General features: G+C 60.3%; 7 protein-coding genes. 2 read left to right on the top strand and 5 right to left on the bottom strand.

Annotated elements, in window-relative coordinates; translation table 11 throughout:
- Positions 1-604 precede the first annotated feature (604 nt).
- The gene (locus tag HAV21_RS04225) at positions 605-1,246 is read left to right on the top strand and encodes a hypothetical protein (protein ID WP_166840560.1); all 642 of its coding nucleotides are present in this window, start codon (positions 605-607) and stop codon (positions 1,244-1,246) included.
- A gap of 512 nt (positions 1,247-1,758) precedes the next feature.
- Positions 1,759-2,532, top strand: coding sequence for a hypothetical protein (locus HAV21_RS04220; RefSeq protein ID WP_166840558.1), 774 nt, complete (start codon positions 1,759-1,761; stop codon positions 2,530-2,532).
- 837 nt (positions 2,533-3,369) lie between these two features.
- Here the strand turns inward: HAV21_RS04220 and HAV21_RS04215 are convergent.
- The 5 genes from HAV21_RS04215 to HAV21_RS22555 all read right to left on the bottom strand — a co-directional run bounded on the left by HAV21_RS04215 (position 3,370) and on the right by HAV21_RS22555 (position 14,265).
- On the bottom strand, positions 3,370-4,713 hold the full coding sequence (locus HAV21_RS04215; protein ID WP_166840556.1) for a hypothetical protein: 1,344 nt from the start codon (positions 4,711-4,713) through the stop codon (positions 3,370-3,372).
- A gap of 2 nt (positions 4,714-4,715) precedes the next feature.
- Positions 4,716-6,476, bottom strand: a complete 1,761-nt coding sequence (locus HAV21_RS04210) for an Hsp70 family protein (protein WP_166840554.1) — start codon at positions 6,474-6,476, stop codon at positions 4,716-4,718.
- The gene (locus HAV21_RS04205) at positions 6,473-7,852 is read right to left on the bottom strand and encodes a hypothetical protein (protein WP_166840552.1); all 1,380 of its coding nucleotides are present in this window, start codon (positions 7,850-7,852) and stop codon (positions 6,473-6,475) included. Before HAV21_RS04205 ends, HAV21_RS04210 begins: the two co-directional genes overlap by 4 nt.
- Positions 7,852-8,985: a hypothetical protein gene (locus tag HAV21_RS04200; protein WP_166840550.1), complete on the bottom strand. Its 1,134-nt coding sequence runs from the start codon at positions 8,983-8,985 to the stop codon at positions 7,852-7,854. The genes HAV21_RS04205 and HAV21_RS04200 overlap by 1 nt, the downstream gene beginning before the upstream one ends.
- Positions 8,986-9,447: 462 nt before the next feature.
- Positions 9,448-14,265, bottom strand: coding sequence for a DUF3883 domain-containing protein (locus HAV21_RS22555; RefSeq protein ID WP_166840548.1), 4,818 nt, complete (start codon positions 14,263-14,265; stop codon positions 9,448-9,450).
- Positions 14,266-14,398 lie beyond the last annotated feature (133 nt).

Raw genomic sequence — 14,398 nt, 5'->3', positions numbered from 1 at the left:
GGACCACTTTTGCTACCGCGTATTTCCGCGATCGCAGGAGCCCGTGCGCGCCATGACATGGACAAACCAGATGGTCCTTTATGCTCCCGTCGTGGTTCCGGATCCGCCTCCTTTTGCTCGCCCTGAGATTTAGAGGCGGCCCAGTCGTGACACCAGGGACTCAATTCTCCAACTCCCGCACTGTACGGCCGGAACCTCTCGCGATGCCGAGGGTTTATGTCCCACGTCGGTAGCGAGCCACCGATGACCTGACACAGACTGGGCCGTGCTCCAATTCCGGCCAGAACGGAATGAAGGTGCAGGGTGGAAATGGGCGTGGTCCTGACTCAAACCGTTACAAGCAACCGGCGAGTCGTGGGTGGTCCTGGTTCAAGCCGTCACACCGGTCCTGAATCAAACTGCCATAGTCAGAATTGGGACTGAGGACCACGCGGCGCCTATGGTCGGTGAGTCGCAATAGTAGCTTCAGGTGACCCCAGTTGGCCCCTCTTTACAGCTAGCCCGGCCTGGATCGCTCCGTTACACGGAAGAAGCGAGCCTTAATGAGGCGGCCAGCATAGTCGGCGCAGGGTATAAGCTCATCCATGAGCTTATTGGAGGCGCGATGAATATTGACAATTCGGAGTTCCAGGAAGTGCTGGTAGACGTTCCGAAGCACGATAAGGACGGAAACCCCATCTCCTTCGATTCGCTGGGCCCGGGCGGCGCCCGGAATGATAACGGTACGCTCAAAGTTCAGTACCGGAACCCGAGGCGTCCGAAGCCGGCCAACCAGCCTAGAGCCGACGAGCGGTCGAGCCGCGAGAACGACGCGCGCCGCAGGCGCGAGAACGACGCGCGCCGCAGGCGCGAAGAAGAGGCCGAAGAGCGTCGCCGCCAGCAAAACTTCGACCGCGCTCTGCTTCTCATTGACAAGTACGTGATTCCGTTGACGAAAAATTACCTCATTCCGGGTGCGACTAAGTTGTGGGACACCAAGGGCAGACCATTGTGGGACACCAAAGTCGTGCCCGGGGGGAAACGGCTTGCGCAGCGATTGTTCCGCCCGAAGCTGAGCGAGCCAGAGGTCCCAACCGTGAACGGAGATGCTCCTGAGTTCGCAGCCGAGACCGCCAACCCGCCCGCGGCCTTCCGGCACAGTACCAATCACACAGTCGAGATGTCGGCCGAAAAAGAGGCCGTTGAAGACACGGCCGTCGCTGACGTCATCCAGATAGATAAATACCAGGACCGCCGGTCCGCGTAGGGGGTCGGCGGCGTTTGACCTTATGGAGGGCAAGCTGACGTACTGCCTCGAACGTCAGAGTCACGGCGCTGGGCAGGGTGGCCTCACTGCCCGGGAAGCGGCGCAAGTGTTGTGCGCACCAGCAGATGCCCGCCAGCGGGACGCGGTAGGACGGACGGCCATACAGGGAGAGCGGGGTTGATCTGGCCAAGTATGGTCAGCAGCTTGATTAGTTCGCGTTCGATCAGCACGCAGCACAGTGAAGCGGAGCCAGGCTAGCCCGTGTGGGAAGGCGTGGATATAGGGGAACTCATCAACCAGAGCAAATCAGGGCGAAGCTTGTCGTAGGCGGCCCGATGCTCTGCAAGTCCGGCGCCAGGTTCTCACCAAGGGATTGGCTAAAGGGGTGGCCCCGGGTCCTTGGAGGAGCCCAATGCCGCCGACGATTATCATCCAAGTGCTTGCGCGACCGTGCAGTTGTTTCAGCTGCAGGTTCCGCGGTTCGCAAAAGGCGGGCACATAGACTTCCTTCCATGCGCGTCTTCGACATTGCCTTCAACTACATGCTCGTCACCACGCCTCCAGGAAGGGACCCGGACTCCCATAGTCCGCGGCTCAAGGCTGACCATCGGCTGCTCTGGAAGAAGGAGCTATGCGAGGGGCAGCTGTTCGAACTGGCGGTCTCGGAAGTTCGCAAGGTGCGTCGGAAAAACTACCTGATGTTCGAGCAGACGCCCGACAAGTCGTTCACGGTCGGCAGTGACGCCATCACGAACTCCTACACCAGGTGGGGGAAGCCCAAGGCCTTGGTCGAGGCTAAGGCCAAGTTGAGTGAGGAGCAGAAGCGCCGCTATTTCGACCCGCCGTACACGATCGGCATCGCCATGGTCTGGCCCGTCAGGACAATACACCTGCCCACCCTCAACACCGCCAGGGGAATGCGGATACGGATTGCGGACCGGATGGACTTGACTCTGGAATGCATCCGGCGCCACTACGCCAAGGAGCCAGGCAGCCCCCTCGCCGACGTCACCACTGACTATGGGGACTTCTTCGAACTCTTCTGTACGTTCGAGAAGTTCGTGGAGTTCTTCCACTTCCAGGATCTCGTGACGCCGGAGAGGAAGATCGACTTCTTCCTCGAGGAGGATGAGGACAAGGTCTTCACGCGCCTCGGCGTCCCGGTCACGAAGGACGAGTACATCAGCGTTCAGGAAGCCTCGCTGAAGTTCATAGCGCTGAGGGGCGACCGGAAGGCCGACTGGGTCGAGAAGAACCACCGCGACATTGAGGTCCGACGGCAATAAACACCGGCCTGTCCCTACTCGAGAATGCGAGAACAGGCGACGAATCACGGCGCTCCGCGTGTCACAGCATCTAGGAATCTCCCAGGAGATCGGCCAGTTCGCCTTGCTGGCCTCTCGTCTGAGCAAGTGCTGCAATTTGGTTGCAGGAGAAGCCTCGAAACGTGGTAGTTGTCTCCCCTATTCCAGGAACCGAGCAGGCGGAAAACTAGCCTGCTGCCGCTTCCAGGCGGTCCGAAATTAAAAGTTGTTAAAGCGCGGAAAATGTACACGCGGAACTGTTAATCTTCGGGCGTACTGGACAACCAGACCATTGGTCCGAACTAGGCCAGCGGGACCACCAGCAGCAAAGACAGAAAAGTGAATTCCACCACCCCGCTCCCCCGCTCAGAGCCGTTGTCCCCGATGGCATCGTCAGGGCCGGATGGCTGTTTGCCCTCAGTGGAAGACTTCTGACTGGATGAGGAAGAGTGCACCCACATAGGTCGGGACGGGTTCTTCCACTTACGCGCCATCTCACCTGAGGCGCCAGATTCGGACCAAGTTGCACCGAGGTCAAGCTGACCAGAATTGGTCCAACTTGGTCCGAAAGAAATCAACTGGCTCCGAATTTCACAAGTGCACAAGGGCCGCTCTCAGCCGATTAAGACCGAGAAATTGAAGCTGATGATGTGTAGATGGACAAGCTATTTGGTAAAGGCCCATTCTGCTCCCCGCGTGGTGCTGGGCACCAGCAGCCCATGGAAGTCCCCTCATGGACAAGCTAAATGGTCCTTTATGTCTCGTGCCATACATGACGCCCCTTCGGCAGGCCTGATGCCGCCGCTCGGTAGCGCCACCTCAAAGGGACCTAAGTCGCTCTATATGGCGGCGCTGTTCTTTGTCGTCCTGTTTGACGTGAACGCTGACCAGGACACAGTTGCCGTCTGGCTTGTAGTAAACGCGGCCCATGTCCTCGCTGCCAGCGATCCCGGTAGCAAGCTTGGAGACTTCTCGCCATCCGCGTATGCCTTCAAGATCCTTCCCCACGATCTGCCCCATATCAATCTGCACGAGTGCCCGGAGCACCGACGCGGGTGCGTCGATATTAGCCAATACTTCGACACTGTCGAGAACGAAGGAAAGCCGCGCAAACGCCGTGTCCAGGAACCCCGGAACGCCGCGACGAGGCGCTATATGAGCGGCAGCAGCTCGACGGCGCTCTCGTTCCTGTCCCCCGAGTTCTTCGAGCCTCTCCTGAAGGCCGGCTAATGTGGCCTCCAAGGTCAGGATCCTTGAATCACTTCGCTCTGCTTCATTGCGAAAGTTTGCGAGACTGTTGTGGAGGTCGGAGTTTTCGGCCAGAGCAAACTCGAGAAATTCTTCGGTCTCCGACTGCTTCGCTATGAAGGCCTTTGTCTCGGCTGTGTGCTCCGGGGCGCGGCCCAACTCGACAATCTGAACGTGCAGCGATTTTTGATGCTCCAGCGCCCGATCGAGATCTCCCGCCAGTTTGGACTCGCGGCCGGTCGCCGCCTCCAGCCTCTGGCGGAGGAGTGCAGCTTCGATCTCTGACGCGTTGAGGCTGGCTCTGAGGTCGACCGTGAGTTCCAGCAGTTGCTCGACCTGAGCTGCAAGGTCCTCAATACGGGTGACTACCGGGGTTGGTGCAATATCAACAGTCAGGGATGCCGACGTGGGCGAGAATACCGTCGAGACTCGGGACACGACATCGGCATGGGTTCCCTGCTCCCGGAGACGGGCGAACCAGTCATAGAACTTGCCGTCACTCGCCGGCCGGTGGCTGACATCCCATCGCTGTACGGAGACGCCTCCCGCTTCCAGTGCATCGACGACGGCGGCCGCAAGTCGCTCCGAGGCGTTGAAGACCAGGTAATGACCAAAGCGATTAGTCTCAATGTCCCACTCACCGCGGAACCCTCTAAACTCCTGCTGCGCTGCCGCGTCGTCGATTTTTGGCGCATACGGGACAGCGACGCCGGCGAAGAGGAACCGGTTACAGTCCTCGACCTCCCACGAGGCTCCAGAAATGTTGACCACGTTGTCTGCGAACACCGGGTAAACTGCTCCGGCGAACACGATGCCGGCGTACCCGTCCGGGGTCAGCCGAACGGGCCGTCGAACGGATTCCTCGACAACGGACGCGCCATCCACTACGCGTACAACGACTTGCTGTGACGCCATCCTCAGGCCACCGAGGCGCACCTACAAGCAGGGTCGCCCCACTGACGCTTACAGACTGCACATGGCGTGTAGTAGAGATGTTCGATAAGTTGCTCTCCGGTGGCTTGGTCTGAATGCCTCGAAAAGGCCGAAGGGTTGTGCTGATACAACACGTCCCCGGGGACCAGCCGTGTGTCCTTCTGGTCTGCAACGTTGGCACGGGCTACAAGACCGTCATTTGGCACCCAGACGTCCTTGTCGGCAACATCGACGGGGCCGAGGTCATTGCTTCCAGGGAGCCCGATGCCAAACTCCAAGTCGAAGTAAGATGCGCCAGCCTGGTCGCCGTGCTGCTTGGACATGGCGCTGACAGACAAAATAAGGTCGTCATCAACCTCGACTTCAAGTTCGAGGCGCTCGACCAAGGGTGGTGCGGTCTTGTCCACATTAATGGTCACGATGCCAAGCGACGTTCGAGGATCACTTGCTTGAGGTTGTTCGGCAAGCTCGGAGGGCGCCACGATGGAGAACTTCGCTACACCGTCAGTCGGGTCCGTGCAGTACAGGTGGAATCGTTCCCGGCGCACCTCGCCATCAAGTGGCATCGCGGTTCCGGCCCGTAAGAGTGGAAGCCTCGACCCACGTGCCATTTCCAGCTCAATCCGCTTTGCCAGAACCAGCCGCTGCGAGTCATGGGCGATCCACGCCGCTCCTTGGGAAACAAGCGTTGCACTGTTCTCTGGGACGAGGACCCGCTCCGGCCCGAACAGTTCGTGCAACCGGCTGCGGATGCTGGGCATCGCAGCCATACCACCCGCGACCAGGCAAAGCGACACCTGGGCGGGAGCCATGCCGACACTTTCTAGAAGCGACTCAATTTCCCGAATGCCTGAGGTCACAAGTGGTCGGGTGATCCCATCCAGTTCCTGCCGGGACAGTGAATATTCTAGTGTAGTGCCGGAGACGGGGAAGTAGCTCGGCCTGTAGAACGTGACGCTGGCTCGCTCTGAGAGCTCGATCTTGTTCCGTTCGGCGTCTTGCAGGAGGCGTAGTCGTGCGTCTCGGGTCGGCTGGTCCGATGCGGAGATACCCTGCTGAACGGAGAACTTAGCGACTACCTCGTCGCGGATGACTTCATCAAACTTGTCGCCGCCCACGTTGTCCGTCCCACCGTTGCGGAGTTGAAGGATGCGACCGGGTTCGATTCGGCACAGTGTGAGGTCGAGTGTTCCGCCACCCCAGTCAACAACAAGTACATTCCGTCGCATGAGCCCCCGGATCTCACCTTCAGGGTCCGAGGCGCCGCGCAGGTGGCCGTACAGCGCGGCGAGCGGTTCGTGAACGAACTGAGTCACGGACATTCCTTCCCGGGCGAACGCCTCACGGAGGGCCGCGCGTCTCGGGCCGTTCATATTCACAGGGATAGTGACTACTGCGCGATCCAGCTCTCCCAAGACTTGACGTTGGCGGCTTTGGCGTGACTCAGTCCGGACATGTCGAATCACGTCCGCAACGATGTCGACAGGGCTGCGGTGGACACCACCGACACTGACGGCCTCCTGCCCTAAGAGGAACTTCGGCGAACGCACGGTGTTGCCGTAGACCCCAAGCCCGACTTCCTCTAACGCATGGCGCGCCTCTCTGCCAACGATTACGTCCTCGCCCTCGTAACGGACAACGGAAGGGTGGGGGCGGCCCTCCTCATCAAAGACGTCGATAACCCGATCACCGACCACCACAGATACCAAGCTGTTGGTGGTTCCGAAGTCAAAACCTACAGTCACTGCACCCCTCCATCAAGATCCTTGAGGCGCGTGACCTCACCGGCAATTGCACTCAAAGCCCGGTCAACGAACTCCTCCGCCACGCCTGTGCTTCCATTGCGTAGCGCGTGAAGTCCGTCGCTGAGAAGCTCGACCTGGGTTGTTAGTCGCCGGATAACCTGCGTTCGGAGCGCTTCGTAGTCATCTACATGGTGGCTCTTGTCCACTACACGGCTGTTTTGCTCTGCGGAGAGCCGTTGGGACAGATGATTGACGTCTGCGACCAGTTCAGCCATGCGATTTCTCGCATCCTCCAGCTCAGCCGATTGCTTTTTACTGAAAGCTTCGGCCTCTATGGCACAGAGTTCTTGCGTCCGAATCCGAGCAAGTGCGTTGTCTGTCTCTCGCTTCGATTCACGCAGACGAAGCTCAAAGTGCCGCGACAGCTGGCTGAACGCGTCGGTATTTCTGGCAGCTACGAGGATTGCAGCTGCTTTGGAGGTGCTCTGCACAGGTTCCGCGTCCCAGACCAGTGCGGTCATATCCTCAATAAATTGATCTGCCGTCCTGTGTCCATGGAGAACGTGGAAAAGCTCAACTGCAGTGACGGCGTTCCATCGCAGCCGCTCCCGCGTCGCTTCACTGAAGTCGGACGGCATTTTAAATCCGAGTGCATCGAACGTGAGTGCCTTAACCGCCTCATTCACCTCATGGGCAGTAGGCAAGTCTTGGGCCTGCGGCTCAACCAGCCGTTCCATTCGCCTCTTAAAGAGCTTGTGGCTCCCGAAAGCCACCAAAACCAGATCCAGGATGTGACGACGGACACGCGGCTCCGCTCCAAGCTCCGCCACGGCGCTTAGTAAACTGAGCGGCACCGCAAGGAACGGATCGTCAGCGGCCAATAGCTGAACAGTGTCAATCTCAGCTTGCTTGGCGTTGGGTTGCAGGGAAAGCTCCTGCAAGTCCCGGCGCACAAGGTTCAGTTTGCGACCCTCTTCCCCGTACGCGAACTCAATTAAACCGAGGACGGTCTTGGGCCGCTCCTTTTTCTTGCTGCTGCCCTGGGTACGCGTCTGGGCCCCGGTCTTCTCCCCACCGCCCTGGGTACGCGACTGCGCGCCGGTCTTCTCCCCACCGCCCTGCGTACGCGACTGCGCCCCGGTCTTCTCCCCACCGCCCTGCGTACGCGACTGCGCCCCGGTCTTCTCCCCACCGCCCTGCGTACGCGACTGCGCGCCGGTCTTCTCCCCACCGCCCTGCGTACGCGACTGCGCGCCGGTCTTCTCCCCACCGCCCTGCGTACGCGACTGCGCCCCGGTGGCCATGGATTCCTGGTTCGCGGTCGAGTCAAGGGCCTCCTCAGGCCGAGCCCCTTCGGATGCGGTGTTCGTAGTCACTATTTTGAAACTCCTTGAAATTGAACTCGTTCTCGAAAGGCTGCGTACCAGCCCTCGGTGAGACGACTGTGGCGAAGGTGTTCTGCATGCTGCTTGGCTGAGGCGATGTCCCCTGCAGCAAATGCATGCTCTGCAGCGATTATGTGCAGCTTGAAAGCGTCGTTTGGTCGCTGTGCACCTATGTTGGCCGTCAGGTCAGCAATATCGCCTACTGCGGTGCCGTCAAGCGGCAGAGCGCTCCACCCCAGGACTTGTTCGATCACTGAGTCGCTGAGCGCCATGTCCAAGCTTGAATGCGACGACTGTGACAGATCGCCGGGCAACCAAATTTGCCCCTTTACAAGCGACTGAAAGCGGAGCGAAACTTCGGCGACGCGTTGACTCTTAGTCTTGGTCATGGCACGTTCAAACTGGTTGTAGTGGAAGGCAACTATGCCGCATATAGCCTCAGCTGGCGGACGATCGAAACTTCCCAAGATTCCCACAGCCTGGTCGTATTTGCCCTGATAACCACCGCCATCGTGCGATTCGTCGCGGACTCCTAATTCGGTGACACCTTCGCGGGCCAACACGCCGTATAAATAGTTCGCAAGGCCGGAAAGGTACCTGACGGACGTCGGGTACCGTTTCGAGCGCATAATAAAGTCGTCGATGGCGCGAACACTCAACTCACCTCCGTCGATCAAGCGTGCCAAGGCAGCATCCACGCCATTGAGATCGTCCTCATCAGCGAGGGTGAACTCGAATTGGAAGGACTGAACCACATCTCGGTTGGCTAGCGTCACATCGACAACGCCGCTCCGCGTCGACGACAAAACCTTGGCAGCGCTGACAACGGATGTACGAGCGCCGTTTAGGGTGATTGTGTCAGCGCTGCGAATCGCCCAATCTTCAGCTGCCGTCTCGCCGGTAATGGTCAGGCGGCTCCTGCCACATTCCCGTCCCTTCAACACCAAAACGGGCCGCTGTATGCGATGTCCCTCAAAGGTATGCACCCGCAGGTCAGGTTCGGTGGAGAATTCCACACCACATGTCAGGCAGGGAAACAGGTCCGGCAACACGCTAACGAGGTGTCCCGTTCCTTCTCCTGTCGGCTCATGAAACTCCATGTATCCGGTATGCCAAAAACCCATGCCTCCCCCTACCTGTCGCCGACCGCGACCGCGATGGCTCCGGTTGGCAGCTTCGTAGGCATGGCGGGCACAAGACTGAAGCCGATGGCATTTATCGAATCAACGAGACCTGAGGTGCACCATAGCACACGGCATCCTTGCTCGGCGACGAACCCACCCACGCTTTTCCCTTCCGACGAACCCCCAACGCCGACCAGCCATGGCTGGGCAAGCCGTTTTGATATTCCGCGATCATATCGCTGTTGTGAACCGCACAGCCGACGCCACGCTTCGAGTACCTGCTGGTGAAACAGGCGTCATCATTGGCTGCCGATGCTGTCTCTCCGTGTATGTAAGTGGCAGGTTCGGCGCCTTTAACGAGGAGCAGATGAAGCCACCACGGCCCCCTCGGTCAATGAGATTCTTTGGAGGGGTCGAGGAGCGAGGCAACGGTAGACTCGGCCATCCTGCTCAGGTGTCGTCCTAGGCTGGCGCGTCTTCCTCGTGTCGCAGCTCCAGGGTGAGTTGATCGGCAGCGGCGAACTCGCGTACTCGGAGTTGAACGGTCCGCTTGCGTATGACGTCTTCCGACTTTGATGAGGCAAGTGTCCCGAATGGGTCTTGAACGGCTCTCACGAAGGGCGGGGCGTTTTCGAGATCCGCGCGAAGATTGCCGACGAGGTAGAGCCAGAAATGACCTCTCAGTTCGCCCCCGGCCGTCTTCCACTCGTTCCAACTCATGGCTTGAACTTGCGCGTCGACTCCGGACGACTTTAGTTCAATCATTCGATCGATTGAACCACCCTCGATGGTCAAGACGTCGAAGCCCGGGTAGACCTCGCTGACGCCCTGCTCCGCGAGCTGGTCAAACACTCGCTCAACCGCGGTGGACTGTTCGATAGCGGCTCGGATTTTCTCCGGCGAGCTGACGTCGACGATGAGCAAGTCCGCGTTCTCAGAGGGTGTCTCTCCTGGGAGTACGACGGTCTTCTGCCCGACGAATCGTCGCTCCTCAAATGCGAAGGTTATTCGCATGCCAAGTTGGTCAAGTTCGTTCAGGTCGGTGCCGGCGGCTGCCCTTGGCGCGCCTGAAGAACCACCCCCTTGATCATCATCACGTCCGTCACCTGCGGCTCCGGGTTGATCGTTGCTTCCTGTGGTCTCGTGTTGGGGACCGGATCCCTCGATGCGGATGACTTCTCCGTCTATCATGAGGTCCTCATAGCGGTGCAGCGGGATACGCGGAGCGGCACGGGTCCCAGCGGGAGGGGTTCGGTCTGCGTGCCCGGTGGCCGCTTCTGTTGACTCGCCGTCTGTCGTGTCGAGCTCGTTGCCTTCTGTGCGGTTTGCCAGTTGATCGACCTGATACGCATCACCTCCGAGATCGGCAAGGTCTTGCTGCACCTCCTCCAGCTTCTCCGCGGCACCGGCCAGATCGAGTAGTTGCTGTCGCTGCGCGGGGTTCGCATTGATGAATGATAAGAAGGTCTCGACAGTGTTGACCTCCAAGGTCTCTGCGAGAGCCATAGCCAAGGTATGAGCGTCCTCCGCTATCGGAGGCCAGGCAGGGCCGGACCACACGGCGAAGCCTTGGAATCCCGAGTCCTCCGAGCGCCGCACGTAGTACGTCCGCTGCGGAATCTGACCGAGGTTCTGACCGCGGAATGAACAGCTCAGACTGAGCGTATCCACGGGTTCCAACTTCTCAGCGAATTCAGTCAAAGCCAGACGGTCGGCCCTACCCCGGTCAGCTCGATCGGCACTGAGGCGAGCGAGTAGCGGTGCGACCAGGTCTCGGAGTCCCTGGCGCAAAGTGCCGAGGCCGGATGCTTCAAGAGCAGTCTCGCCCGGCATCACCGACCACTCCAACGCGCTCTCAAGGAGTGGGGTTCCGAAGAGCTCGCGGAGCGGACGAAGTGCTCCCGGCTCGGCCTCAAGAACGAACAACGGTACCTTGTCCTGCACACCGCTCCGTTCTCGGCTGCCAGACACCGACGCGTACACGACGTCTCGGGCGGCGAGGAACTCGTACCCGGCCGCAGTGCGCGCGGCAAGCGGGGTGTCAGTCAGTGGCGCCCCGTTGTCCACAGTGCTGCCGACCAGGAGTTCGAACATCTGGCGGTAGATCGGCCGCAGTTCCGAGCGCAGTGCCTGGTCAGTGATGCCCGACGGGTGGAGGTGCGAAATGCGTACGCAGAGATCGTGTGCATCCTCGACATTGAACGCGGCCGGAGTGAGCTCGCCGCGGACTTGCAGTTCGTCGAGGCAAGCGCGGAGTGTCGACGTCGGCACCCCAGTCGGTTGTTTGAGGACTGGAAGGTAGTCGTCGGCGTCGCGCCCACTGCGGCCCAGACGACGAACGAGCTCCTCGGATCGACGCCAACTTTGGTTTGGACGCCGCGGACCATGGCTCGTGGGGCAAATCGCGTGGTGACGAAGTCGGTAGAGCCATAGATCCGGGCCAGCATTGACGAGTTCTTCCGACGTTGCTCGCGGAGGAGCCGTGCGCGTCGACGGCCATTTGCCGGCTCCGACGAATGCCAACTTGGCCTGGGTGTGGCTGGCGTAGGTGTTCCAGTTGCGAACGAGGTGGTCGAGCAGCTTCTCGGCCACGTCGTTGTCCCTGCGGAGGGCGACCCTGGCGATCTCATCGAGCCGATCAAGATTGTGAACCTGGTAGAGATAGTGATCCGTCTGCTCCCACCGTGGATCAGACGAGAGTGCCCCGACGAGATCCGCTTGGTACTCGGACCAGACCTTGTCCAGGCCTGAGAAAGCCCAACCACCAGGGAGACCGAGACCCTTCGTGTTTGTCCACCCGGTCCCGGTGTCGTCAACGTCGTGAAAGTGGATCAGTCTCAAACCGCGGCTGACTCCGAGCCAAGCGAAAAAGTTGCGCCACCGATCATCGACGGTGGTCTCAAGTGCTTCGTCGGTGTCATCATCTAGGTCGACTTCTCCCTCATCGGGATCGATTGCCGCTGGACTCGCGTCGTCTTCCTCGTTGACCCCGATGGTGGAAGAGAACTCGGCGAACACGTCGGGCGATGCAAGAAATCGGACTTGCATGACCTCGCCCGCAGCGGCCATTGCTTCAACGATCGACTCGACCGAGTCATCGCCAACCCAGTCGCTTCCGAAGTAAACTTGATGGGCCGGTGCCCAGGTCAACTCCCCAGTGGCATCGGCTCGACACGGAACATCAAGGCGGCTGAGATTGAAGAACGCTCGATCCGAACCAAGCCTCCCCATGGGGAGAGGCTGATCGGGTTTCGTGGTTTTTCCGGCCAAACGACAGATCGTGGCGAGTGCTTCGATGGTGCGGTTTGACTCCCGCAACTCGGCATCGGCCCCGGCCGTGCGCGTGAGACCTGGGAGGACCGCAGCGCGCATGACCTCCTCGAAGCGGAACTCCTTAACGTCGAAGAGCGCATCCCACGCCTTCATCTGGCGCTCCAGGACCGACCTCTGTTCGGTCCTGCCGAGCATGCCCCAGCAGACCGCATGTGCGAGGAACTGCAACTTACGAAGGGGAAGTTCCTCTGCGGAAGAGCGCGGCGGGTAAAACGCACTTTCACCTCCCAGGGTTATCCGCCTGACGGTGCCATCGTCGTTCTCGCCGACAGGGAAGACCGGTTCCAGCCGGGCGCTCTCCTCCAATGCCTGGCGATCCGCCGCATCCGATCGTTCCCAGAGGAGCGCACAGAGATCAAGCACTGGGTCAACCCGATAACGAGAGTCGGGGCCTGGTCTTAACGCTGTCTTCCCTGTATCGAGATTGTGCGCAAGGGCACGTAGTGAGTCAATCGGGCTCAATGCCACTGACCCATAGGCCGCACACACCCTGGCAAGCGTACCTTCACAGAACTCCGGATCAGGGAACTGTCTGCCGTTCACAACGCAGTCCGCCTTGAGCAGGTCAGCGAAGTCGAACCCCTCCGCGTCGAGAACGGGCGATGGAAAAACCGCCTCATTGAGGGCGAGTTCATTCGGTCCTGATGGCAGGAAGCGGGCACTTGTCATTGCGCCAGCAATGGCGCCGGCGAGGAGTCCGCCGGCCGACCCTGAGTCACTTTCTTCTCGATCCAGAACTCGCAGGACGTACCGTGGGCCACCCACGGCAAGGAGGTGAGGCACGAGCACCTGCACGAATGTCTCGGCCGCGCGGCGTACGAGATACCCGTTGTAGTTCGACGCGGTGTCCGCAACTTTAACGTGCTGGCGGGAAAGATCGGTCGTGAAGGCCCCGTTGACCAGTAGCGAGCAGGATAAAGGCTCCTGCGTAGGCAGGAAGACGTGAAACCGGCGGTCCTCTGTCTTAACCCGCGGGTCGTCGGAATCCCGGACTGCGACCGACACTTCGGTGACGTCCACGCCCTCCCATGCGGGCCCAGTCAAGCCATCACGGTAGTCGCCGATTCGCACGTTACCGTCGTGAGCGACCCAGTAGCGGTCACCCGCACCTTCCCGGTTGACCACGTCGACCCTGAAGAGGCCCGATTCGGTCAGGCCGACACACCGCTCGACGCCAGCGGACGTCACTCGGTGCCTCTCCAAGAGCCACTGACGGCCTGACTCCTCGCTGGAGGTCACAACCTCAATGACCACTTCTTCAAGGTGCTTGAGAAAGAGCACGCTGGTCATCGGAAGGTTCAATAATTGGTGCGCGAGTGCTGCCTTCTGTTCGGAGCTGACGCGCTCGTGAAACGGGAATCGAAACGCACTGTGATAGCCGGCTGCACGGAGCTCGTCCCAAGTCTTGTGCACCTCGGCGATCGCCCACGGGAACCGCATCGCCGGCACCCCGCGGACCTTGCCTCGGTCAAACTCCTCCCAGAGCAGAGACACCTGCGCTTCCGCCCGCTCCCGCCCCAGCCGGAAACTCACCGTCTCGGAGTAGGCCTCGGGGCTGTCGGTGATTTCGAGGACAGACTTGAAGCCCAACCCCTTATGACCGATGCTGGCACGCTTAGGACCGTCTGACTGGGCCTTGGAACTGGCTCCCAAGCCGCACAGTCCCCGAATATCGGCCTCGGTGAAAGGGCGCCCCGTGTTGGCAACCCACAGCTCCTCATCGGTGAGTCGAAACAAGGCCCGGTCCTCGGTCGTCGCAACCCCGACCAGTGCGTCATCCGCATTCTGAAGGAGCTCGTACACGAGACGCCCGCGATAGTCATGGGCGACTTGCGCCTCTTGGCTGACGTCCTCCTGGAGCCGGCCCTGTGACTCTCGGTACACAGCGAGGTTCTCACGGCAAATGCGCTCCAGGATGTCATCGGGCGGGGTCGTCGTCGCAGTCACGTACGCTATTCCACCACATGGGTCCGACAGACCGCCCAACACTTGATCAGCGGCGGCAGCAGATCCGGGCCGTAGACCGGCGCCCGCCCAGGTCGGGGCTTCACGATCTTAAGGACCAGAGCCTCGCGGGCGT

Source organism: Paenarthrobacter sp. MSM-2-10-13 (assembly GCF_011605365.1).
Lineage (GTDB): Bacteria > Actinomycetota > Actinomycetes > Actinomycetales > Micrococcaceae > Arthrobacter.
The sequence above is the reverse complement of the archived record's forward strand: the minus strand, read 5'-3'. Positions and strand labels throughout refer to the sequence as shown.

Coding starts and splice junctions, on each gene's coding strand:
- HAV21_RS04220 (WP_166840558.1), top strand. CDS start 1,759: ATGCGCGTCTTCGACATTGCCTTCAACTACATGCTCGTCACCACGCCT.
- HAV21_RS04225 (WP_166840560.1), top strand. CDS start 605: ATGAATATTGACAATTCGGAGTTCCAGGAAGTGCTGGTAGACGTTCCG.
- HAV21_RS04215 (WP_166840556.1), bottom strand. CDS start 4,713: ATGGCGTCACAGCAAGTCGTTGTACGCGTAGTGGATGGCGCGTCCGTT.
- HAV21_RS04200 (WP_166840550.1), bottom strand. CDS start 8,985: ATGGGTTTTTGGCATACCGGATACATGGAGTTTCATGAGCCGACAGGA.